The sequence below is a fragment of the Citrobacter sp. wls829 genome, from assembly GCF_005280825.1.
Taxonomy (GTDB): Bacteria; Pseudomonadota; Gammaproteobacteria; order Enterobacterales; family Enterobacteriaceae; genus Citrobacter; species Citrobacter gillenii.
Genome location: NZ_SZWP01000052.1, coordinates 195,016 through 215,942 on the forward strand (window position 1 = coordinate 195,016; position 20,927 = coordinate 215,942).

Below are 20,927 nucleotides of genomic sequence, written 5' to 3' on the forward strand. Positions count from 1 at the left end.
GGCTAAGTTGCCTATCGTCGTCATTAACGGATCTGTTACTGGAAATCATTCCATTATCTTATGATTTAAAAGGACTTTTATGAAAAACCTCTCTTATGCCAGGATCTATAAATCACAAGAATACTTGGCCTCTTTAGGTACAATTAGCTACCGCTCTTTATTTGGCAGTTATAGCCTGACGGTGGGCGATACGGTCTTTGCAATGGTTGCCGACGGTGAGTTATACCTGCGGGCCTGTGAGCAAAGCGTACAGTACTGTGTCAAACATTCCCCGGTCTGGTTGACGTTTATGAAGCGGGGACGTCCCGTGATACTCAACTATTATCAAGTTAATGATGCGCTGTGGCGAAACCATCCGCAGTTGGTGTCTTTATCACGATATTCGCTGGATGCCGCAGTAAAAGAAAAGCAGACGCGTGTTTCGCAACACCGGTTACGGGAACTGCCGAACATTTCCTTTCATCTGGAGACCCTACTGAGTGAAGCCGGGATTAACGATGAGAGTACATTACGCACCCTGGGTGCTCAAATGTGTTGGCTAAAGCTTTTGCAAATTAACCCATCGCTGACAGTGAAAATTCTTTATGCGCTTGAGGGTGCAATCAGTGGGATACATGAAGCTGCACTCCCGACGGTTCGCCGCCGGGAGTTGGTTGAGTGGGTGAGTTCACTTAAGCCTGAACCGGGTTACTAATGGGTAATGCCGCGATTTGTTGCTGTAACCGACTGATTTCTGGTAACAGCGCAATCAATAATCCAACCTGTTGTACGACCAGCGGTTCTTTGGTGTCCTGGCTCGGTTCAAGATGTTGAATCCGTTGTTTAAGACTTTCCAGAGCCTGGTATACGCGCTGCTCGTCAGCGGGTTGATGATGAAGCGCATCATCAACATAGCAGACCGCGTCGTCCAGTAATGCCAGGACTTCCGGGTTAGTCAGCTGTTCCCGGTGAGCGCCGAGAGCGGAAATATAGCTGGTGAAGGTATGGTTGAGGCACAGCAAACGGAATGCCATTTCGCGCGTTTGGGCTGTAACATCTGGTTCACTCGACATGTTCGACACCACGGAAGCAAGCTCCGCATCACGGTTATGTGCATCACGGCGGGCAATTCGGTATGCCAGACGGTTATCACGGCCCTGATGATATTGCTCAAGGATAGCGTCCAGATAGCGGCAGTTAGCATCCGTTGCTCGTTCGATGACCCGTGGTAAATTACGAAAACGCCAGTCTGGCCAAATAAAACTGACGGCAGCCCAGGCAATCGCACAGCCGATCAGCGTATCGATGACTCGCGGCAGTGCGACCTCGAACCCTTCTCCCAGCAGGTTAAAGCATAATAATACCAGCAAGGTGATAAATATGGTCGCATGGGCATACTGTACGTTGCGAAAGGCGAAAAAGAGCACGCCGGTAATCACCAACAGGATGAGCTGCCCTTCCAGAGAGGGGACGAACCACAAAATGGGTAAACCAATCGCTATTCCGACTAAGGTACCAATAATTCTCAGGGCCAGGCGATGTCGGGTGGCGTTGTAGTTTGGCTGACAGACAAACAGACTGGTTAGCAGGATCCAGTATCCATGGTTCATACCGGTTATCTGGATGATGGCGTATCCGACACAGAGCACCAACGACATGCGGATAGCATGGCGAAATAGGGCTGACTCGGGGGTGAAGTTACGGCTCAGACGCAACCAGATATCGCTGAACCCATGTGGGCTGTCATCGGCAAGCTGATTTTCGGACTCATTGCGCGAAATGACCTGCGCCTGCTCGGACTCAATTGTTGCCAATTGCGCGTCGATAGCACGCAGGTTAGCGAGCAAAAATCCCAATGTTTTAAGCAAGTCTGCAGGCGCACCATTAACACGCATGCGCTCAAGTGCGGCATCGATATGGGTGAAAACGCGCTCAAAATGTGGGTCATGTTGGTAGGGTGTGCGCAATAAAATACAGCGTGACAGCTGCATACAGGCTTGCCCCTGCATAGACATCAGGCGCTGGAAGCGAAACATCACGTCGCTGTGACGGAAGTGATCGCGTAGCGTTTGGTATTGAATATGCGAAGAGCTTGCGCGTTCGTGTATATCCTGCGCCACAAAATAGTAGTGTAACGTGCGACGTGTTCCCCGTTGCCCACGGTCACCGCGCAGGCGGGTCAGCAACGACACTTTGGTTTGGTTTAGCGTCGCCATCAGTTGCCCGTTGGCCAGCGCTAAATCGTAGAGCGGTGCCTGGCTTTCATCTTCAATGTCGGGATCAAACAGACGGGATTTCAGCTCCAGATAGTGCGCTAACTGCTCATAGCTGCGCGCCAAATTATCCTGCAATGGACGGATTGGGAACAGGAGATGTCCGGTCAATGTCAGCAGGTTGTACCAGATAGCCCCGGCGAGCAGTAGTATCGGCTGCTGATACCACTGATCGTACAGTGACGTGCCCAGCATGGTGTAAATAGCGATAAGCAATGCGCCGAAGGCGATCGTCGCATAGCGCTGGCCTAATCCGCCAAGCAGAATAAAGCCGCTGGTTGAAAGCGTTAATCCAATGGCAAACAGCCACGGCCATGGGAAGAGAAGCTCGACGGACGCTGAGGCAATAAAAAAACAGATCAGCGTAATGATCAAATTGCGCAAGCGACCAGCTAGACGATCGTCGAGGTCGGTTAACGCGGCGGCCACCATGCCCAGCGTCAGCGGGATAGTCAGCTTGACGTCGCCCAGCCACCAGGGCAGCGCGGTGGTGCCACAAAGTGCAATAAAAATTCGCACGTAGTACAGCCAGGTGCTGTTCCAGGTATAGCGTTTGAGCAGAGGACTTAACATAAAGGCCATCAGTCCTGGTTATTCAAAGCGGCGACGCGCATTGGTTTCACGTGCTGCGCGGGCAGTTTCTACCGAGACCACGCGGCGACCGACGGGCCAGAGTGCAATTGCGGCAATCTTAAAGTTAGCAATCCCCACCGGAATACCAATAATCGTGATGCACTGGGCAATACCGGAGACAATATGCATCAGGCACAGCCACCAGCCGAAGAAAATCAGCCAAAAAATATTCAGTAATGTTCCGCCGGTGTTCAGAAGAACATTTTTACCTGCCGGGTTGAGTTCATCAACATGAATGGCTTCGTTGCCATAGGGAAACAGAGAAAGGCGCGTTATCTCCCAGCATGAGCGGGTTAATGGCAGGGTAAAAATAAGCACGATACTGACCAGCGTTGCCAGTAACCAGGCTAAGGTGGTGGCGAACCCCCCGAGCACAAAATTTAAAATATTCAGAACTGTACGCATAAACTCTCGGTTAACTCTGGTTTTTGGTGAATTCGGCAATTGTAACGTTTTTTTGGGCTGGAGCACGTTTTCTCTGGCGGTTACACTGATAAGTAAACCTCTTCGTGTGGATCCGCTTAAGCCTTATGGAACTGAAAGCTACTTCTATTGGAAAACGTCTGGCGCAACACCCGTACGATCGGGCCGTTATTCTTAATGCCGGGATTAAAGTTTCCGGCGATCGTCACGAGTATCTTATTCCATTCAATCAATTACTGGCTATTCATTGCAAACGGGGCCTCGTATGGGGGGAACTCGAATTTGTGCTCCCGGGCGATAAGGTTGTGCGACTGCATGGGACGGAATGGGCAGAAACTCAGCGTTTTCATCGCCATCTCAATATGCTTTGGCAGCAGTGGAGCCAGGAAATGAGCGAGGTCGCCGCCACGGTTTTGCAGGAGCAGCTCGAGACGATTGCGGCCCGTACCCATGAAAATAAATGGCTGACACGCAACCAAACGGCAGGCCTGCAACAGCAAATCCGTCGCGCTTTCGCGGCGCTGCCGTTGCCGGTTGAAAGGCTGGAGGAGTTTGACAACTGTCGCGAGGCAATACGCCAGTGTCAGGCATGGTTGCAGGATATTGAAGCCTGCCGGTTACAGCATAATCAAGCCTATACCGACGCAATGCTGACAGAGCACGCCGAGTTCTTCCAGCAGATTGAATCTTCGCCGCTGAATCCGGCTCAGGCCCGAGCGGTGGTTAACGGTGAGCAATCGTTACTCGTGCTTGCGGGCGCGGGAAGTGGCAAAACATCTGTGCTGGTGGCACGTGCAGGTTGGCTACTGGCAAAGGGAGACGCGGTGGCCGAACAAATTCTGCTTCTGGCGTTTGGTCGCAAAGCGGCCGAGGAAATGGATGAGCGGATTCGTGAGCGACTGCATACAGAAGACATCACCGCCCGGACGTTCCACTCGCTGGCGCTTCACATCATTCAGCAGGGCAGTAAAAAGGTCCCAACGGTAAGCAAGCTTGAAAACGATACCCCCGCGCGCCATAAACTTTTTATTACCGCCTGGCGTCAGCAGTGTAGTGAGAAAAAGGCGCAGGCCAAAGGCTGGCGGCAATGGTTAGAAGAAGAGATGCAGTGGTCAGTACCTGAAGGTAATTTTTGGGATGATGAAAAACTGCAGCGTCGCCTGGCCTCGAGACTGGATCGTTGGGTTAGCCTGATGCGTATGCACGGGGGGGCGCAAGCGGAAATGATTGCCAATGCGCCGGAGGACATTCGCGATCTATTCAGTAAACGTATCAAGCTCATGGCGCCGTTGCTTAAGGCATGGAAGAGCGCCCTGAAAGAAGAAAACGCCGTTGATTTTTCCGGGCTAATTCATCAGGCCATCGTCATTCTGGAAAAGGGGCGTTTTATCAGCCCGTGGAAACATATTCTGGTTGATGAGTTTCAGGACATTTCCCCCCAGCGTGCAGCGTTGCTGGCTGCGTTGCGACAGCAAAATTCACAGACCACCTTGTTTGCTGTAGGAGACGATTGGCAGGCTATTTATCGCTTTAGTGGCGCACAGCTTTCGTTAACTACTGCCTTCCATCACACCTTTGGCGAGGGCGATCGCTGCGATTTGGATACCACTTACCGCTTCAATAGCCGTATTGGAGAGGTAGCCAACGGTTTTATTCAGCAAAACCCGCATCAGCTTGCAAAACCGCTTAACAGCCTGACGGTTGGTGACAAAAAAGCGGTGACGCTGTTGGATGAAAGCCAGCTGGATGCGCTGCTGGATAAGCTGTCTGGTTTTGCGAAAGCCGAGGAGCGAATTCTGGTACTGGCGCGCTATCATCATCTGAAACCTGCCAGCCTGGAGAAGGCGACGACCCGTTGGCCCAAGCTACAGCTTGAGTTTATGACTATCCATGCCAGTAAAGGGCAGCAGGCGGATTACGTCATTATTGTCGGGCTTCATGACGGTAATGATGGTTTCCCGGCACCGGCCCGCGAGTCAATTATGGAGGAGGCGCTGCTGCCGGCGGTAGAAGATTTTCCTGATGCAGAAGAGAGACGCTTGCTTTACGTGGCGCTTACGCGTGCACGGCATCGGGTATGGCTGCTGTTTAATAAAGACGCGCCGTCGTGTTTTGTCGATGAGCTTAAACAGCGGGATGTGCCAGTTAGCCGTAAACCTTGAAAGCAGGCGGCGACAGCCGCCTGTCAGGCTATTATTTGAGGCGCTCAGCCAGGTAGCGAGGGTAATCGGGGATTAGGATCTCCGTCTCGTCGCTGAAATTCGGCGACTGGATAATAAAGTCGGCCGTCGACACGTTGGTCGCTACCGGAATATTCCACACCGTTGCCAGGCGCAGAAGGGCTTTGACATCAGGATCGTGAGGCACGGCATTGAGCGGATCCCAAAAGAAGATCAGCACATCAATTTTCCCTTCAGAGATCAGCGCTCCCACCTGCTGGTCGCCGCCCATCGGGCCGCTCAGCATAGCGTTAACGTCCATACCGGTCGCGCGCTGGATTAAATTACCCGTTGTGCCTGTCGCATAGAGAACGTGTTGTTCCAGCAGTGGCTGGTGGCGTTCAACCCAGTTCATCAACATCTTTTTACAGTGATCGTGTGCAACCAGCGCAATATGCTTGCGCGCTGGTAATGTGCGAGTCGTCAATTCCATAGTACCGCTCCCAAGTTAACCTTGCTACAGAGTACTGGAAGCACTTGACGCTGCAAGAGAAAGACAAAAAAAATGCGTACGTGGACATAAATGTCATGAGGGGGGCTGCTTCTCTGCCCATTGCAGGAAGTTACTTCGTGTTTGCGCGTCGGCCTGCTGAAACCAATATTTTAACCTCTGCTCGGTGAGCGCTTGCGATTGAGGCGGCACCCGATCCAGTTCAGAAACCCCGGAGAGTAACGAACTGTCATCGGCCATCATGGTGGCAAATTGTGGTAATGAAGCATGCTTAGCCGCTTTGTTGTAGCGTTCGGTCTCCAGTTCATAATCAACGGTTTTCGCGGTGGATGTGATGGTCATCACATCCAGCTTGACCGGAATCGGCATGGCGTCACCATCCAACAGTTCTACGCGCGGGGTTTCATCGAAATGTGCCGCGTCACGCTCATTGCCCAAACGCGGAAGATGAAAATTAACCTGACTGACTAATTGGGTATCGAAGCTGATGACCAACGGGGGAGAGATATACAGCCGTTCTTCATGGCTGGACAAGCGAATGGTTTTCTCGACGCGAAAAACCAGCTGATGCCGACCATTTTCCAGCTCAATGCTTTCGGCACCGCGTAACAATGAGCTGGAGACTTTTTTTCCGTCCAGTACCAGCAGGTCAATGTCGCTTGACAGACGCAGTGAGGTCGCATAAACGGATACCGGCAAACACAGGGCAATCAAGGCTGTCACAATGCCGGCTCTCATAGGGTTCTCCTGTCCAGAAAATACCTGAGTAAGATGTATCAAAAGTTTTCGACAATCATGTTTACTAACATATAGACATAATTTCCAGTTTAGCTCTCATGCGCTGGTATGGGATGAATGGTTGCAACGTCAGGTTTGTCGTACACTTTGCAAAACAGCCTGGAGGAAGATGATGAAAGAGACCGATATTGCTGGCATTTTGACATCCACCCGCACGATTGCTTTGGTAGGGGCAAGCGATAAACCCGACCGCCCCAGCTATCGCGTGATGAAATATTTGCTCGATCAGGGCTATCACGTTATTCCTGTTTCCCCCAAGGTTGCCGGGAAAACGTTACTGGGACAGCAAGGGTATGCGACGCTGGCGGATGTGCCGGAGAAGGTGGATATGGTGGATGTCTTCCGTAATTCAGAAGCGGCCTGGGGTGTTGCGCAGGAGGCGATTGCCATCGGGGCAAAGACATTATGGATGCAGTTGGGCGTGATCAATGAGCCGGCGGCGGTGCTGGCGCGTGATGCGGGTCTGGCTGTGGTGATGGATCGCTGCCCGGCTATCGAGATCCCGAGACTGGGGCTGGCGAAATAAGAATGAGCCGTTGCCGGATGAGTTTATCGTCATCCGGCAACGGCTAAAGTCAGTTGCGCAGGCGTGGAGCCTGAAGCTGTTTACGGATGGTCCGTGCCAGTTCATCCATCGATGGTTGCTCTGGATGTTCTTCCTGTAGCTCACTGCTCAACTGTGCTTCCGCCAGATACGTATGCACTGGCAGGCCATTATCGTCTTCCATCACCACGTGATACCAGGGAGCGGCGCGAAGTTCGTCGTTAACCGCCAACTCATCAGGTGACGGGTCATCAAGCGAATATTCCGGGTCGATATCCACGACCACTCCGAGGTAACCTAACAGGGAATGGCGGACCTGCTGGCCGATACCGAATTTGCTGGCAATCATAGTCACCTCCCGGGAAATAGATACCCTCTATGTAAGGGCAATATTCCACTTTTCAAGTTACATGATGCGACAGGCAAACCCTTTCAGATACAGCCCTTCCGGGTAGGTAGCGATCACCGGATGATCGGCGGCCTGACGGAACTGCTCTATAAATTGTACATCACGACCCGCATCTAATGCGGCATCAGCGATGATTTTCTGAAATAAATCGGTCGTCATCAGTCCGGAGCACGAGAACGTCAGCAGTACACCGCCAGGATTCAGTAGCTGGATAGCCAGCATATTGATGTCCTTATAGCCACGACAGGCGCCCATTAGCTGGCTTTTGTTTTCCACAAACTTCGGCGGATCCATCACGATGACATCAAACTTCTCACCGCGATCGCGATAGGCGCGCAGCAGTTTAAAGACGTCATCGCGCACAAATTCAGCTTTGCTCAGATCCAGCTTATTCAGTTCGACGTTTTGTCTGGCGATGTCGAGCGCTTCCTGCGAGGTATCAACGCTGACGACCTGGCTGCATCCACCCATCAGCGCAGATACCGCGAAACCGCCGGTATAGGAGAAACAGTTCAGGACACGTTTGTCTTGTACATAACGACGCGTGGCCAGACGGCTGTCACGCTGATCCAGGTAGTAACCTGTCTTATGACCGTGCTGAATATCGACCAACAGCTTCATGCCGTGTTCTTCAATCGGCAGCAGGGCCGGAGGCAGTTCGCCCGTGACGGGCCCCTGGGTCAGCTCCATACCTTCTTTTTTGCGCACTGCAACATCGCTGCGATCATAAATGGCGCATTCAGGGAACACCGTTTGCAGGGCGCTAATCAGCGCGGCACGCTGATATTCAGCCCCGGCGCTGAGCAGTTGCAGGACGAGGAAACGGCCAAAACGGTCAATGGTGATACCCGGCAGGCCATCGGATTCTCCGGCGATCAGACGGTAGCTGTCCAGGCCGTCTTTCTTCGCCAGCCAGTCGCGCCATGTCTTTGCTTGCTGCAAACGGCGGGTGAAGAAGTCAATATCAATGGATTCGGACTTGTCGAATGTCCAGACGCGTGCACGGATCTGCGACGCCGGTGACCAGGCTCCGCGTGCTAACCATTTACCCTGATGGTCAACAATATCGATGGTTTCACCCAGGCTGGCTTTACCTTCCATACGGGCGACTGCACCGGAAAATACCCACGGATGGCGGCGAAGTAATGATTTTTCGCGCCCTTTGGCTAACACTAAACGTACACTCATAATTTGCTATTCTGTCGATTCAAAGAAATGGGCGCCATTGTCCTGAGTTTTTCGAGGATTTGCAACGCGCAACGCGATGATAAGGAGAACCGCTATGTCTAAAGTCTGCATCATTGCCTGGGTTCACGGCCGGGTACAGGGCGTGGGTTTTCGCTACACCACTCAGCATGAAGCACAACGGTTGGGATTAACCGGATACGCAAAGAACATGGATGACGGTAGCGTAGAGATTGTCGCCTGCGGCGAAAGCGACCAGGTGGAACAACTGATGAGGTGGTTAAAGGCTGGGGGCCCGCGTAGCGCCAGGGTAGACAGAATTCTCAGCGAACCCCACCGTCCTGGCGATGATTTAAAGGGATTTAGTATCCGCTATTAAATACATTTTACCGGTTTAGGCAGGCCCGCGATTTTGGTTGCCTGTTTAGCCGGACCTTTCGGAAACAGACGGTAAAGATAACGGCTGTTACCTTTGTCTTCGCCAAACTTGTTGGCCATCGCTTTTACCAGCATGCGGATTGCCGGAGACGTATTAAACTCCAGATAAAACTCGCGTACAAAGCGCACCACTTCCCAATGCTCGGGCGTCAGGGTAATACCTTCGTTTTCGGCAATGGCAGCGGCCAGCGGCTCACTCCACTCGGTAGTGTCTTTTAAATAGCCTTCGCTGTCGGTACTGATTTCTCTACCTTCAAAGATCAACATAATCCTTCACTACGTTAGTCAAACTGGCGGCAGTTTAGCAAAAAAGAAAGCCCCGCATAAGCGGGGCTGGATAATGCGAGTTGACAACTTAGTCGCGGCTGGCGAAGCCCAGAATGCTCAGCAGGCTGACGAAGATGTTGTACAGCGACACATACAGGCTGACCGTTGCACGGATGTAGTTGGTTTCACCGCCACGGATGATATTGCTGGTTTCGAACAGGATAGCGCCTGAAGAAATCAGAATAAACACCGCGCTGATAGCCAGATGCAGAGCCGGCAGCTGGAGGAAAATATTGGCAACCATACCAATCAGCACCACCACGATACCCGCCATCAGCATACCGCCGAGGAAGGACATGTCTTTACGGGTGGTCAGCACGTAGGCGGAACAGCTGAAGAAGACCAGCGCGGTACCGCCCAGCGCCATACCGATGACATCACCCATGCCCGCAGACAGGTAGGCATTCAGCATCGGTCCCAGAATGTAGCCCAGGAAGCCGGTGAAGGCGAAAGCTGACAGAATACCGACCGGCTTATCTGCCGTTTTATAGGTCAGGAACATCAGGCCATACATACCGACCAGCGTCAGGATAAGACCCGGGGATGGCAGCATCAGCACGGTGCTAGCCGTTGCGGTGATGGCAGAAAACGCCAGCGTCAGGCTCAGCAGAAAATAGGTATTACGCAGCACTTTATGCGTGCTGAGTAGCGATGTACGGTCGCGCGATGAACTAATAATACGATCCATGAGTCACTCTCTTATGACAGATGTAATTAATGACGGAGGATAATGAAATCGCGGGTAATGACACAGCGGTTTTACCCATCTTTACGCATTTTAACCCGCCAGACTTAAGCATTTTATTTCAGCAAAAGTGCCTGAATCAGATGTTACCACTTAATGTTTGAAAATGTCAGATCGATATCTGATAGGTAACTGAAAAATATTGCGTTATCCCCTACATCCCTTTAAGAGTGACTGCGGTGTCATCATAAAACAGAACAATAAGGTGCAGGGAATGACTCAACAAAAATCGAAGGTATTTACGTTTTCGCTGTTGACCGCCTGTTTGATATCGATAAACAGTGCGGTATGGGCTGCCAATGTTCCTGTAGGAACAACATTGGCCGAAAAACAGGAACTGGTGAGAAATAACGGGAGTGAACCTGCATCGTTGGATCCGCATAAAGTTGAAAGCAACGTTGAATTTACTTTAATCAGCGATATGTTCGACGGTCTGGTTGCCGTCAGTCAGGATGGGGCTATCGAGCCTCGACTGGCGGCATCCTGGGAGAATAAAGATAACACCATCTGGACCTTTCATTTACGACCGGGTATTACCTGGTCTGATGGCTCTGCCATTACCGCACAGGATGTTGTCTGGAGCTGGCAGCGTCTGGTTTCACCGCAAACAGCTTCACCGTATGCCTCTTACCCTGGCAACATGCATGTGGCCAACGCTGTCGATATCGCACAGGGGAAAAAAGACCCCACCACGCTGGGTGTAAAAGCACTGAATGATACCACGCTGGAAATTACCCTGACGCAACCGACGGCGGCGTTTCTGGCTATGCTGGCGCACCCGTCACTGGTACCGCTGGATAAGGTACTGATTGGCCGTTATGGCGACAAGTGGACCCGACCAGAGCATTTTGTCAGCAGTGGGCCGTACGAACTGTCGCAGTGGGTGGTGAACGAGCGAATTGTCGCGGTGCGCAATACGCACTACTGGGATAACGCGCACACGGTCATTGATAAAGTCACTTATCTGCCTATTAGCTCAGAAGCGGCAGATGTTAACCGCTACAAGGCCGGTGAAATCGATATTGTTTTGAGCGTGCCGGTGAATCAGTTTGCCCAGTTGAAAAAAACAATGGGTAATGAGCTTCACGTCTCACCGTTGTTATCAACCTATTACTACCAGTTTAATACGACCCGGGCGCCGTTTAACGACTCGCGCGTGCGTCGGGCGCTGAATATGGCGCTGGATAAAGACATCATTGCCCAAAAGGTGATGGGGCAGGGGCAGCGGGAAGCCTGGGTTATCAGCCAGCCTGAAATTGGCGGGGTGACGTTATCCGCGCCAGAATACGCGTCGTGGCCGCGGGATAAACGTATTGCGGAAGCGAAAAAACTACTGGCAGAAGCCGGTTTTGGCCCTGAACATCCGCTTTCATTAAATTTGCTCTACAACACCTTCGAAACGCATCAGCGGATTGCGATTGCGGCATCGTCGATGTGGAAGAAAAATTTGGGTGTCGAGGTGACGCTGCAAAACCAGGAGTGGAAAACGATGCTGGACACCATGCACACCGGTAATTTTGATGTGGTGCGCTATGCGTGGATCGCTGATTACGATGATGCTTCAAGCTTCCTGAATATTTTCCGTACCGGCGATAGTGAGAACACGACCCAGTACAGCAACCCTGCCTATGATGAGGCGATGAGTCATGCGGCGAAAGCAGGTTCAGTGGAAGAACGTGGCAAGTATTATCAGCAGGCGGAAGCGCTTTTGGCTGAGGACGTGCCAGCCATTCCGATTTATCACTATGTTCGCGCACATCTGGTGAAGCCGTGGGTAGGGGGATTTGCGCCGGATAACCGGGGCTATTACTACACCAAAGATATGTTCATCAAAAAACACTAAGTGGCAGAAGAGCATATTTGTGCTGAATAAACGTTCAATCTGTTGTTATTTCAGTCGATTAACAACATTTTGACTGTTTTTCAGGCAAACGAACACATTGGTGCTTTACAGGTCCGTTCGGGATGTTTATAGTGCGCCTCATTGGAAGCGTGGCCGAGCGGTTGAAGGCACCGGTCTTGAAAACCGGCGACCCGAAAGGGTTCTAGAGTTCGAATCTCTACGCTTCCGCCAATTTCTTAACAAAATCAATAGCTTAGTTGTTAGTTCTGATTTTGTACTGCATAAAGTATTGCATTAAAAGCCCGTGTAAACGGGCTTTTTTTGTATCTAAAATCCCTGTTTTTCATCAAAAAACTTATCCAGTCTTCATCCCTTCCTATACAACTAAATCCTTTAAAAGCAGTAATCCGAGAGCAGGAAGCCTCTGGAAATTTAGTAATCGATGGATGATTTCACACCAATCTTAAGAACCTACCAGCAATAAGCTCAGCTGAACTACGCCATTACTGGACAACCTATTGTTCTGTCAGTTAAAACAACTAAAAATGGTAAAATGGACAGCACAGCAATGAAACGAAGCGAACTCAGGAAAGTATTGGAAGAATGGTTTGACGTTGAACGATATGAAGCGATAAAGAAACTCACCCTACAGCAATTTTATGTTGAGGTTGAGCGGCGTATCTTGGCCTACAAGATGTTGCTGAGAAGGGATACGTTACCGCCTTTGAACAGATTCTTATTGGATGATTACCGCTATAAGATCCTAAGAGGAGAAATTTTGTTTAGCGGCGACACATCCACGCAGGGACATGGGCTTGCCAGAACCTATGCAGTGGTCCCCGTAACCCGGAGCAACGCACAATTATATGCGAAAAGTTTAACACTGATTGGAACACATCCTGAAACATCCCAGATAAGTCAGTCTGAATACATGTCGGAGTATCTGAAGGAATCTGGGATCAAAAGTCTGTCCTCAATTACCGTCGATATCTTCCTGCAAGAGGCTTCAACCGAAGACATCATCGAACACCTGAAGGTGCTCATACCCCAATGGAAAAAACAGCTAAAAATGAACGATCCGGGTGTTCGGAAGTATCGTTTTGGCAAAAGCACGTTGAGAAAAATCATCGACTATCGACTCATCCCGATGATGGATCTCATTTTTTGGGGAGCAGATAATAATGACACCAAAATCTCACTTTCACTGATGTCATCGCTTCTGCATGAGAACAGCGAGAAGGATAGGGATGAGGGAATGCTTAAGGTGACTGACTATCCGCTGGCAATGGCGTTGCTGACAGACGAGAACTATCTGAAATCGTTTGAAGATTACATGATGGAAAACAATGTCTTAAAAGACACAAAGATTGTAGATCACGTCAAAGACGAGAAGAAGACGAAAGAAGACAAGTAAAAAAGGGTTACGTTCGCCGTGAGCGAACGTGATCACATCCATCCTCAACCATTTTTTTTCTGTTCACATACCCCCATTTTTTTTGAAAAACTCTTTTGCCAACATCCCTAAAACGCCATAAGCGAATTCGCTATTATTGTCCTCGTTGAAACAACAGAGGAAAAAACAAATGAGAAATGAAATCGCAGGTAAAAGATTAATCCGTGTTCCAGAAGTTCTGAGAAGAGTCGGATTTAGTCGAACCACAATGTATGAGCTTATCAAGGAAGGACGATTCCCGGATAAGGTAATCATAGGGGCAAGATCTGTAGCCTTTGTGGACAGTGAGATTGATGCATGGATTGAAAATACTATTTCCGATTCACGCAGAAATAATAAATAACATAAAATAGGAAGCGAAAATGAAAGTTCAAAAAATAGAAATAAATGTTAGTAATGATGATACGAAATACTTTGTTCTGAAAAGTGGCGAAGACTATGACTACTATTTACGATGTATGCATGAGTATATGGGGGAAAGATTCTATCATAACCTTGAAGACGATGGTTATATGGAAGGTGTTTTAAAATCAATAATAGAGAACGGTAAGAAAGATTTTAATGAGTTCTTGAAAAAATATAAATATAAAGCATCGATTAAAAAAGTATATTTTGATGAAGTGCTTGTCAACCTGAGGCAGATACATCATGTGATGAGTCACTATATTTTACATACATAATCGCTGTCGTCATCTATTCGGCCCCGCAAGGGGCTAATATAAAACGAAATGAATAAAATAAGCATTTAATTATGAGGGTATAAGTATGTCTAAAGAAACTGTTATTGAAAATAAATCAACAGAACTGTTTTATGATCTTGCTTGTAGATCGTTTACAGCAAGCTGGAATCTGTTCATGGAAGTGAATGGTGATGGAGATGCCAATGACTATCTGGATGATCCGGATTTTATGAGTCCATTTATTATTTATGTGATTGACCATATTCAGAATAACTTTGAGAGATTTACCACACAAGAAGGAAACTGCGGTGATATTCATGAGGTTAACTTTGAACAAGTCGCAGCTCTGCTGGTAGGGTATTCAGAAAACTTTAGAAAGTAAGAACTAATCTTGCCCCGGAAGGGGCCAACTATAAACAAAAGGAAAAACAGATGAAGAATGATATGACAGTAATCGTAAGTATGTTATGTGAAAAAAAACCTGAAGTGATGAGTCTTATCCAAGAAAGCTTGGATATATTTATCGCATTAAGAGGTAGCTCTGTCGAAGAAATCATGAATGATAAGACCTTGTTAGATGATTTAAATCGTTATGTAAATGAGACACTGTATGATGAGATGGATCTGGAATATGGTTCTGTAATCATCAAGATAGTATCTAATAAATAGTATTAATACCTTCTCGATATTTATCTAATATTTAACTTAATAAAAGGAATCAGTATGAAAGAGATTATTTTAAATGAAAGTAATAAAATGGTAGTGAATCTTATCTCAAATGTATTACAGGGATATTGCGAAACGATTTATAGCATCTCTGAAAAACAGCCTGAAACAGCCATGAATATTTTAACAGGGGAAATGTTATCAGAGATACTTTATGATGTTTTGATTACCTGTGAAGTTGAAGATTATGTTAAAAGAGGACGAGGCAAAGATGTATCTGAGATCAATATAGATGAGTTAAAGGAAACGATTTTATACTGGCATAAAGAGCATGTCATTGAGCTTGTATTGAAAAACATAAAACCGGATGATGCAGATGAGCATATTTACTGGAAGTTAAAAATGACTGTGAATCAGTATTGAAAATGGCAATATTCCCTCGTGCAGAGGGAAATAATCCTGTAATGAAACGGAGATAACCAATATGATTGATGAATTCCATGTTATGTATATGTATAAAAAAATCCAAGCTGAAGCTGCTACTACCGACATCAAAACACTGGAACAGCTTTTGAAGAAGTTCCGCAAAGTTGTTGCGGAGCGTCGGGAAGAATACTATCAGGAGATTGGTGAGAAGAAAGCACAAAATTTGAGGGCTAAGAGATTACAACAGTTGCTTGAGAAAATGGTGCGTGACCGTGTATCGCCGGAGGATCTTTATCACTGCCACAGGTGTTATCGACGACATCCATATTTCGCCCTCCATCGAAGTGTTCAGCGCTGAAAACGGTACAATCATACCCGTGTCTAATACATAGAGGGTAGGAATGTGATCGCAGTGCTTTTTGAAGCAGATGTTATTCCCATACAACAAGAGCGTTATCTCCAGCTCGCTGCTGAATTGAAACCGCTATTAGCCGATATTGATGGTTTTATTTCTATCGAGCGTTTCCAAAGTCTGACAACAGCGGGAAACATACTGTCATTGTCTTGGTGGCGGGATGAAGAAGCAGTATTGCTATGGAAACAAAACGTTTTGCATAAGGCGGCTCAGGCTGAAGGGCGTCAATCTATCTTCTCTTTTTATCGCATCCGTATTGCCCATGTGCTCAGAGACTATTCATCAGAAACAAGAGGTCAGGCCGATGTATGACATCCATGTTGTTTTAAATAATGCGCCGGGCGAACTGGCGGCACTGGGGACAGTATTGGGTCAAAATGGTATTGGCCTTGAAGGTGGTGGCGTATTTACTGTCGGAGACAAAGCACATGCACATTTTCTTGTTGAGAAGGGGGATGAGGCTAAAGTTGTGCTTGAAAAAGCAGGATTTCAGGTTGAAAGTGTATGCAGGCCACTGATCCGCAAACTTAAGCAAGAGCGACCCGGCGAGTTAGGAGAGATAGCAGCAGCGCTGGCTGAGAAGGGAATTAACATCCTGTGCCAATATAGCGACCATGCAAACCACCTGATCCTTGTGACTGATAATGATATGGTTGCCAGCAAAGCAACCGAGAAATGGGCTGTTGTGCCTGAGTAAAATGTTAAAACACGCCAATTCAACAGACAGCAGTGATGCTCTGGAACATTCAATGGCGGCCTTAGCTGCTGCCATGTCCGATCCGTCCCGTATAAAAATGCTTTGCGCCTTGATGGATGGACGAGCATGGACAGCGACAGAGTTAGGGGCGGTCGCTGATATCGCGGCGTCAACTGCCAGTGCACATCTTTCCCGGTTGGTTGGCGAGGGGCTGATTACCTGCCTTTCGCAGGGACGTCATCGTTATTACCGTCTGGCTGGAACAGACATTGCCGGGCTGATTGAAAATCTGATGGGCGTATCATGGCGCTCAACGTCATCAGCTAAAATCAGCACACCTTCCTCATTACGTGTTTCCCGGACATGTTATGACCATTTAGCTGGTGAGATCGCAGTGCATATCTATGATTTCATGGTTGCTGAAGGTTGGGTTACGTCAGATGGCTCGTCAATGACGCCATCAGGACAAGAACAGTTCCGGGAATTAGGTATCATGTCCAAGCCAAAGACACGACGTAAAACGTGCTGTGGCTGCCTTGACTGGAGTGAACGGCGATTTCATCTTGGTGGTGAGGCCGGTGCTGTCTTTTTTGCGCATTGTGAACAAAAAGGATGGTTAACCAGAATACCGGGGTTTAGAGAAGTAACTATTACCAACAGTGGTAAGCTGGCATTTAAAAAATTATTCGGGCTGTATAAATAATTGATATAACGCGATAACTGTAAGATAGCAGGGAAAGGAGAATGTATAAATATGCGGCAATTAACGATTGTTCCTTATGATGAACTGTAGCCCTGTTTATTTGAAGCTGAAAGCGTGCTATTAAAGATAACGCTTGGTCAGGTTATTTCACGGATTCACCATGTGGGCAGTACGGCGGTACCGGGATTGGCAGCAAAACCCGTCATCGACATATTGTTAGAGGTCGTTGATTTGAATGCACTGGACGAATTAAACGCTGCAATGGAGGATGCGGGGTATACTGTACGTGGTGAGAATGGTATTTTTATGGATGATTTTTGAGTTCTTCAACTGTATTAAAATATGCTAATAAATCACTGTTGTCTAATTGTACTTTTCTCATATATACCTCGTTAATAAATAGTGGATATATTTATATGTTAAGGTATATAGAGAAGGTGTCAAATTAATGAGGGGGTAAATATTTTATTTCTGCTTTCATAGTATAAAAGTATTAAGGATGTTTATTACTTATTATTGTCCTGTTTTAGGATGCAGCTTTTAAATAGTTATCAATATCAGCCACGTCTTTTCTTGCTTCCTCATTTTCTTTTGTTCTTTTATATATTTTTCTTGGTTTATCGATCTGGATACTGTTTTTAGCATTAGGAACAGCATTATTCTTTTTCTTTTTACTAAAAACAAAAGCATCTGTGTAGATCTCTTTATTTTCAGTTTCCAAAGATAAGTTTCGTCTTTCTTTCTGTGAAAGATCTGCATAATACTCTGGATATTGTTCAATATCAGCATGGAGGCTTTTAGCATTACTCAAATGCTCTTTACGTTTCTCATCAAGTTGATGACTCATACCCTTGGCAAAAATATTCGAGTTGATATACAGGTGTCCATGATGTTCAACAAGAATACCTTTTTGTTTCAGCTTTTTGAATATGTTTGACATATTACCGGATGCGATATTCAACGCTTTACAGAGTGATGACTGTGAGAGGTTGATTAGGTTTCCAAACTCCATGTGTTCTAAGATATAAGTCAACACGCGGAATTCATTCTTAGATATATCCAGATCAGAAAAAACACGAAAGTTGGAAGTAAAAGCAAAAACATAAGGCTGTGCAAATGAGATCGCTTTATCTTCTTCTGTTGCAATGACTGTCGTTGATTTTATATCTTTGTTCTGCAGCAAGTGTTTTGCGATATCAATCTTTTGCTCAGTGGTTAATGTTTCAAATAAGCGGAGTAGTTCAGTGTCATTAGTATTCATATTATTCTCTCTTATAGTTTTTATTATGCCTATTTTAATACTATGCAGAAAAATGAAAGTCAATAGTTAAACTATAAATAAAATAGAACTTTTATTATTATGATGTTGTTATATGTTAAAAAAACTATGTTTAAACATAGATTTCGCTATGTTTAAACATAGGGCGGTTCTATGTTTAAACATAGGTATCCGCTATGTTTAAACATAGGAAAAAAAGGTGTGAAGCCTTGGTTTTATTGGGCTGGGACAGTGCTTATAATTAAATAATTAGTAAGAAGTTAAGAGAGTCTAGTTTTCCTTTTATCTTATGTGCAGAGAGTTTTACGTAAAAACATGTGGTTTTCTTGGGATGTATTTTCAGCGAAGTGATTGTTTCGTACAATCACGCAGCGCTGCTGATGTTTCAGGAATACTGCAATTGTTTTACCTTTATTTTATTGGCGGCTGTCGCCGTAATTCATTATGGATAAATCCATCATTAACAGGGATGAACCCTGTTTCAGCAATGTGATTGTCTTGAACAATCACTAAGTGCTGCTTCTATGAATATAGATTTCCTATGCGTTTAAGAGCAAATGCTATATGTTTTAGTGCTAATACTGTTATGAAATATAGGATCATATATATCTTATTATGATTAAAAGAACAAAAATTGATCATTTTAGGTTTTCCCTCAAACATAGCAAATACCATTGTCAAATCGTTAAATATATTTTACAGCGTCAGGGCGTAGCCGTGCGTCAGCACATGAGCTTTAGCTCATAAGATCAATATCATTTCAAAAGAATAATAAAAAACAGGTAAATAGTTTATTAACAATAGTTAAATTTGATTTTTACCAATTTAAAATGGTATTAAATAATAAAAAAGAAGGAAAATAAAGGATGAACAACATTAAGATTATTACGCTCTTTCATACAAATAAAAAAATACCATTTATGACTTGTATTGTTAAAGATGTTGAAGAAAATGAACAAGGAATAAAACTCACTTTGCAAAATGGTGATAATATCCATGTCAAAGATTATGACTATTTCTTCTTATCCGAATCAGCAAATGAGTGTGATCAGGAACGAATGATTAATACATACAGAAGATTGATTTCTGAACTGAGCCAAGTTAGCGAAGAAACAATAGAGTCCTTAGTTCCGAAGATATCGAATAATATGAAAACCAATTTCCCGGCAAGCGGTGTGAGTGCTTTGGAAGATGATTGAAAAATCTGAATGGTAGCTTCCATTCCATATGAAACAGCATATTAAAACATGCGTTGCATACAGGTTTTTACAACACTATATCTGAAGATAGCTACGTTACCTGAGATCTAACAATCCCTGTCTGCGTAATGGTCGACAGGGTGTCACCTGTTCCGACCTATACCTTTCTATCTCCATCCATGTGCAAACAGCTACTGACATGGCTCTTCGTGCACATTACACCACTTATTTATCGGTATAAAAGATCAATAAATTATATTTGATAGATTTTAACTATCAAATAAGCGTCAATTGATCGGTGTATCAATTGCCTATATCGATCGATTATAAATATACGATAGTTTTAATCTATCAAATGATTTGAATTCGATCGATACAAACGATATGACGAACAGAAAAATAAATTGAATCCTATCAATTGATTAATGCTTCTTTACAGCCCAGAGAGACCAACCTATGGGTAGGGCTGTCTTTGACATAAAGTTTCCACACATTGGGGATAGATATGAAATTACGGATAGTGATGCCACTGGTTCTGTCTGCTGCCGCACTGACAGGATGCCAACAGCTCAACGAAGGTGTGAATAAGGTTAATGGAGCAATCAGCTCGTCGTTGTCTTCAGTAGGTAAAGCGCTGGGGGGAACTGCCACCCCTCAAAGTCTTGGCCCGGTATCATCTGTTTCTGGTCTTGGTGCTGTTTGTAAAGACTATGAAGAAAATGCAATGGCAGCAGAAAAGAAATGGACTGGCAAAAGGATCGCTATCACCAATGCCACTGTTCTGGAAGTTACGAAGGGCAGAAGTGCCAGCGATATGATGACGGGAATGCCCAAATCAGCCCCTAACTATTACCTTTTATTTAAAACCTCTGATACGAGCTACTGCGGCGGGATGGTCTGGCTGGACTACTACTCTGGTATTGATGATGCCGTTCTTACTTACAAGAAAGGCCAGAAAGTCAGCGTCACCGGAACGGTAAACAATTTCGAAGTCCGTGGGTTCGCTACCGTCAACAACGCAGATATGCCAGTTCGTCTGGTTGTTCTGAGAAGCGGAACTATCAACAAATAAATCTGGGATAACATTTATGCGTAAAATTTTACTCGCTGCAGGGGTAATCCCCCCGAAAAACCGGTGTGTT

General features: G+C 46.4%; 27 protein-coding genes, 1 tRNA gene and 1 pseudogene. 19 read left to right on the top strand and 10 right to left on the bottom strand.

What is annotated here, in order from left to right; translation table 11 throughout:
• The first annotated feature begins 79 nt into the window (after positions 1-79).
• A complete protein-coding gene (locus FDW88_RS08685) occupies positions 80-694 on the top strand; it encodes a TfoX/Sxy family DNA transformation protein (RefSeq protein WP_117341734.1) in 615 nt (204 codons plus the stop codon).
• Here FDW88_RS08685 and yccS read toward each other — a convergent pair.
• Positions 672-2,825 carry a YccS family putative transporter gene (gene yccS, locus FDW88_RS08690; protein ID WP_096759437.1) on the bottom strand — a complete coding sequence of 718 codons (2,154 nt, stop codon included), beginning with the start codon at positions 2,823-2,825 and terminating at the stop codon, positions 672-674. The two genes, FDW88_RS08685 and yccS, sit on opposite strands and share 23 nt — an antisense overlap.
• A gap of 18 nt (positions 2,826-2,843) precedes the next feature.
• The gene (locus tag FDW88_RS08695; protein ID WP_137362389.1) at positions 2,844-3,290 is read right to left on the bottom strand and encodes a YccF domain-containing protein; all 447 of its coding nucleotides are present in this window, start codon (positions 3,288-3,290) and stop codon (positions 2,844-2,846) included.
• 125 nt (positions 3,291-3,415) lie between these two features.
• Here FDW88_RS08695 and helD point away from each other — a divergent pair, with 125 nt between their 5' ends.
• Positions 3,416-5,470 carry a DNA helicase IV gene (gene helD, locus FDW88_RS08700; protein WP_137362390.1) on the top strand — a complete coding sequence of 685 codons (2,055 nt, stop codon included), beginning with the start codon at positions 3,416-3,418 and terminating at the stop codon, positions 5,468-5,470.
• A 31-nt stretch (positions 5,471-5,501) separates the two neighbouring features.
• On the opposite strand, the gene mgsA is transcribed toward helD, so the two are convergent.
• Together mgsA and FDW88_RS08710 are read right to left on the bottom strand one after the other, a co-directional pair.
• The gene (gene mgsA / locus FDW88_RS08705) at positions 5,502-5,960 is read right to left on the bottom strand and encodes a methylglyoxal synthase (protein ID WP_137362391.1); all 459 of its coding nucleotides are present in this window, start codon (positions 5,958-5,960) and stop codon (positions 5,502-5,504) included.
• 93 nt (positions 5,961-6,053) lie between these two features.
• Complete coding sequence (locus FDW88_RS08710) at positions 6,054-6,716, bottom strand: DUF2057 family protein (RefSeq protein WP_096757635.1); 663 nt, start codon at positions 6,714-6,716, stop codon at positions 6,054-6,056.
• 172 nt (positions 6,717-6,888) lie between these two features.
• Here FDW88_RS08710 and FDW88_RS08715 point away from each other — a divergent pair, with 172 nt between their 5' ends.
• A complete protein-coding gene (locus tag FDW88_RS08715) occupies positions 6,889-7,302 on the top strand; it encodes a CoA-binding protein (protein WP_096757634.1) in 414 nt (137 codons plus the stop codon).
• A gap of 49 nt (positions 7,303-7,351) precedes the next feature.
• Here the strand turns inward: FDW88_RS08715 and hspQ are convergent, their stop codons facing one another.
• A complete protein-coding gene (gene hspQ, locus FDW88_RS08720; RefSeq protein ID WP_005123508.1) occupies positions 7,352-7,669 on the bottom strand; it encodes a heat shock protein HspQ in 318 nt (105 codons plus the stop codon).
• A 57-nt stretch (positions 7,670-7,726) separates the two neighbouring features.
• Positions 7,727-8,917: a 23S rRNA (cytosine(1962)-C(5))-methyltransferase RlmI gene (rlmI, locus tag FDW88_RS08725; protein WP_096757633.1), complete on the bottom strand. Its 1,191-nt coding sequence runs from the start codon at positions 8,915-8,917 to the stop codon at positions 7,727-7,729.
• A 94-nt stretch (positions 8,918-9,011) separates the two neighbouring features.
• Between rlmI and yccX the strand changes: the two genes are divergently transcribed.
• On the top strand, positions 9,012-9,293 hold the full coding sequence (yccX, locus tag FDW88_RS08730) for an acylphosphatase (protein ID WP_096757632.1): 282 nt from the start codon (positions 9,012-9,014) through the stop codon (positions 9,291-9,293).
• Here the strand turns inward: yccX and tusE are convergent.
• On the bottom strand, positions 9,290-9,619 hold the full coding sequence (tusE, locus tag FDW88_RS08735) for a sulfurtransferase TusE (RefSeq protein WP_096757631.1): 330 nt from the start codon (positions 9,617-9,619) through the stop codon (positions 9,290-9,292). The two genes, yccX and tusE, sit on opposite strands and share 4 nt — an antisense overlap.
• A gap of 88 nt (positions 9,620-9,707) precedes the next feature.
• Positions 9,708-10,367, bottom strand: coding sequence for an FtsH protease modulator YccA (gene yccA, locus FDW88_RS08740; protein WP_096757630.1), 660 nt, complete (start codon positions 10,365-10,367; stop codon positions 9,708-9,710).
• 271 nt (positions 10,368-10,638) lie between these two features.
• Here yccA and FDW88_RS08745 point away from each other — a divergent pair, with 271 nt between their 5' ends.
• The 13 genes and pseudogenes from FDW88_RS08745 to FDW88_RS08805 all read left to right on the top strand — a co-directional run.
• Positions 10,639-12,267 carry an ABC transporter substrate-binding protein gene (locus FDW88_RS08745; protein ID WP_137362392.1) on the top strand — a complete coding sequence of 543 codons (1,629 nt, stop codon included), beginning with the start codon at positions 10,639-10,641 and terminating at the stop codon, positions 12,265-12,267.
• 143 nt (positions 12,268-12,410) lie between these two features.
• Positions 12,411-12,498: transfer RNA gene (locus tag FDW88_RS08750), tRNA-Ser, on the top strand.
• 337 nt (positions 12,499-12,835) lie between these two features.
• Complete coding sequence (locus FDW88_RS08755) at positions 12,836-13,681, top strand: DUF6387 family protein (protein ID WP_137362393.1); 846 nt, start codon at positions 12,836-12,838, stop codon at positions 13,679-13,681.
• Positions 13,682-13,850: 169 nt separating this feature from the next.
• Complete coding sequence (locus FDW88_RS08760; RefSeq protein ID WP_137362394.1) at positions 13,851-14,063, top strand: AlpA family transcriptional regulator; 213 nt, start codon at positions 13,851-13,853, stop codon at positions 14,061-14,063.
• Between the two features lie 19 nt (positions 14,064-14,082).
• A complete protein-coding gene (locus tag FDW88_RS08765; protein ID WP_137362395.1) occupies positions 14,083-14,400 on the top strand; it encodes a hypothetical protein in 318 nt (105 codons plus the stop codon).
• 85 nt (positions 14,401-14,485) lie between these two features.
• Positions 14,486-14,782 (top strand): hypothetical protein, encoded by a 297-nt coding sequence (locus FDW88_RS08770; protein WP_137362396.1) that lies wholly within the window; start codon positions 14,486-14,488, stop codon positions 14,780-14,782.
• 50 nt (positions 14,783-14,832) lie between these two features.
• Positions 14,833-15,069, top strand: a complete 237-nt coding sequence (locus FDW88_RS08775; protein ID WP_137362397.1) for a hypothetical protein — start codon at positions 14,833-14,835, stop codon at positions 15,067-15,069.
• Between the two features lie 54 nt (positions 15,070-15,123).
• The gene (locus tag FDW88_RS08780) at positions 15,124-15,489 is read left to right on the top strand and encodes a hypothetical protein (RefSeq protein ID WP_137362398.1); all 366 of its coding nucleotides are present in this window, start codon (positions 15,124-15,126) and stop codon (positions 15,487-15,489) included.
• A 61-nt stretch (positions 15,490-15,550) separates the two neighbouring features.
• Positions 15,551-15,850: a DNA-binding protein gene (locus FDW88_RS08785; RefSeq protein WP_249354880.1), complete on the top strand. Its 300-nt coding sequence runs from the start codon at positions 15,551-15,553 to the stop codon at positions 15,848-15,850.
• A 45-nt stretch (positions 15,851-15,895) separates the two neighbouring features.
• A complete protein-coding gene (locus tag FDW88_RS08790; protein WP_137362399.1) occupies positions 15,896-16,219 on the top strand; it encodes an antibiotic biosynthesis monooxygenase in 324 nt (107 codons plus the stop codon).
• Positions 16,212-16,604 (top strand): amino acid-binding protein, encoded by a 393-nt coding sequence (locus FDW88_RS08795; protein ID WP_137362400.1) that lies wholly within the window; start codon positions 16,212-16,214, stop codon positions 16,602-16,604. Before FDW88_RS08790 ends, FDW88_RS08795 begins: the two co-directional genes overlap by 8 nt.
• Position 16,605: 1 nt before the next feature.
• The gene (locus tag FDW88_RS08800) at positions 16,606-17,307 is read left to right on the top strand and encodes a helix-turn-helix transcriptional regulator (protein WP_137362401.1); all 702 of its coding nucleotides are present in this window, start codon (positions 16,606-16,608) and stop codon (positions 17,305-17,307) included.
• Between the two features lie 51 nt (positions 17,308-17,358).
• Positions 17,359-17,610, top strand: a pseudogene (locus FDW88_RS08805) (GrpB family protein); the annotation flags it as partial.
• 1 nt (position 17,611) lies between these two features.
• On the opposite strand, the gene FDW88_RS22790 reads toward FDW88_RS08805, so the two are convergent.
• Complete coding sequence (locus tag FDW88_RS22790; protein WP_371414756.1) at positions 17,612-17,689, bottom strand: DUF4756 family protein; 78 nt, start codon at positions 17,687-17,689, stop codon at positions 17,612-17,614.
• Positions 17,690-17,833: 144 nt separating this feature from the next.
• Entirely contained in the window at positions 17,834-18,568 is a 735-nt protein-coding gene (locus FDW88_RS08815; protein ID WP_137362402.1) for a DNA-binding protein, read from the bottom strand.
• Between the two features lie 884 nt (positions 18,569-19,452).
• On the opposite strand from FDW88_RS08815, the gene FDW88_RS08820 reads away from it, so the two are divergent.
• Entirely contained in the window at positions 19,453-19,785 is a 333-nt protein-coding gene (locus FDW88_RS08820; protein WP_004199736.1) for a hypothetical protein, read from the top strand.
• A gap of 505 nt (positions 19,786-20,290) precedes the next feature.
• Positions 20,291-20,857 carry a hypothetical protein gene (locus tag FDW88_RS08825; protein WP_137362403.1) on the top strand — a complete coding sequence of 189 codons (567 nt, stop codon included), beginning with the start codon at positions 20,291-20,293 and terminating at the stop codon, positions 20,855-20,857.
• Positions 20,858-20,927 lie beyond the last annotated feature (70 nt).

Excerpts from the sequence above, each read along its gene's own strand:
- tusE (WP_096757631.1), bottom strand. The coding sequence starts at position 9,619 with ATGTTGATCTTTGAAGGTAGAGAAATCAGTACCGACAGCGAAGGCTAT.
- FDW88_RS22790 (WP_371414756.1), bottom strand. The coding sequence starts at position 17,689 with ATGAGAAAAGTACAATTAGACAACAGTGATTTATTAGCATATTTTAAT.
- FDW88_RS08715 (WP_096757634.1), top strand. The coding sequence starts at position 6,889 with ATGAAAGAGACCGATATTGCTGGCATTTTGACATCCACCCGCACGATT.
- yccS (WP_096759437.1), bottom strand. The coding sequence starts at position 2,825 with ATGTTAAGTCCTCTGCTCAAACGCTATACCTGGAACAGCACCTGGCTG.
- FDW88_RS08685 (WP_117341734.1), top strand. The coding sequence starts at position 80 with ATGAAAAACCTCTCTTATGCCAGGATCTATAAATCACAAGAATACTTG.
- FDW88_RS08825 (WP_137362403.1), top strand. The coding sequence starts at position 20,291 with ATGAAATTACGGATAGTGATGCCACTGGTTCTGTCTGCTGCCGCACTG.
- FDW88_RS08745 (WP_137362392.1), top strand. The coding sequence starts at position 10,639 with ATGACTCAACAAAAATCGAAGGTATTTACGTTTTCGCTGTTGACCGCC.
- FDW88_RS08785 (WP_249354880.1), top strand. The coding sequence starts at position 15,551 with ATGATTGATGAATTCCATGTTATGTATATGTATAAAAAAATCCAAGCT.
- FDW88_RS08770 (WP_137362396.1), top strand. The coding sequence starts at position 14,486 with ATGTCTAAAGAAACTGTTATTGAAAATAAATCAACAGAACTGTTTTAT.
- rlmI (WP_096757633.1), bottom strand. The coding sequence starts at position 8,917 with ATGAGTGTACGTTTAGTGTTAGCCAAAGGGCGCGAAAAATCATTACTT.
- FDW88_RS08760 (WP_137362394.1), top strand. The coding sequence starts at position 13,851 with ATGAGAAATGAAATCGCAGGTAAAAGATTAATCCGTGTTCCAGAAGTT.
- FDW88_RS08775 (WP_137362397.1), top strand. The coding sequence starts at position 14,833 with ATGAAGAATGATATGACAGTAATCGTAAGTATGTTATGTGAAAAAAAA.
- FDW88_RS08695 (WP_137362389.1), bottom strand. The coding sequence starts at position 3,290 with ATGCGTACAGTTCTGAATATTTTAAATTTTGTGCTCGGGGGGTTCGCC.
- FDW88_RS08710 (WP_096757635.1), bottom strand. The coding sequence starts at position 6,716 with ATGAGAGCCGGCATTGTGACAGCCTTGATTGCCCTGTGTTTGCCGGTA.
- helD (WP_137362390.1), top strand. The coding sequence starts at position 3,416 with ATGGAACTGAAAGCTACTTCTATTGGAAAACGTCTGGCGCAACACCCG.
- FDW88_RS08765 (WP_137362395.1), top strand. The coding sequence starts at position 14,083 with ATGAAAGTTCAAAAAATAGAAATAAATGTTAGTAATGATGATACGAAA.
- FDW88_RS08815 (WP_137362402.1), bottom strand. The coding sequence starts at position 18,568 with ATGAATACTAATGACACTGAACTACTCCGCTTATTTGAAACATTAACC.
- mgsA (WP_137362391.1), bottom strand. The coding sequence starts at position 5,960 with ATGGAATTGACGACTCGCACATTACCAGCGCGCAAGCATATTGCGCTG.
- FDW88_RS08800 (WP_137362401.1), top strand. The coding sequence starts at position 16,606 with ATGTTAAAACACGCCAATTCAACAGACAGCAGTGATGCTCTGGAACAT.
- yccA (WP_096757630.1), bottom strand. The coding sequence starts at position 10,367 with ATGGATCGTATTATTAGTTCATCGCGCGACCGTACATCGCTACTCAGC.
- FDW88_RS08755 (WP_137362393.1), top strand. The coding sequence starts at position 12,836 with ATGAAACGAAGCGAACTCAGGAAAGTATTGGAAGAATGGTTTGACGTT.
- FDW88_RS08780 (WP_137362398.1), top strand. The coding sequence starts at position 15,124 with ATGAAAGAGATTATTTTAAATGAAAGTAATAAAATGGTAGTGAATCTT.
- FDW88_RS08820 (WP_004199736.1), top strand. The coding sequence starts at position 19,453 with ATGAACAACATTAAGATTATTACGCTCTTTCATACAAATAAAAAAATA.
- FDW88_RS08795 (WP_137362400.1), top strand. The coding sequence starts at position 16,212 with ATGTATGACATCCATGTTGTTTTAAATAATGCGCCGGGCGAACTGGCG.
- hspQ (WP_005123508.1), bottom strand. The coding sequence starts at position 7,669 with ATGATTGCCAGCAAATTCGGTATCGGCCAGCAGGTCCGCCATTCCCTG.
- yccX (WP_096757632.1), top strand. The coding sequence starts at position 9,012 with ATGTCTAAAGTCTGCATCATTGCCTGGGTTCACGGCCGGGTACAGGGC.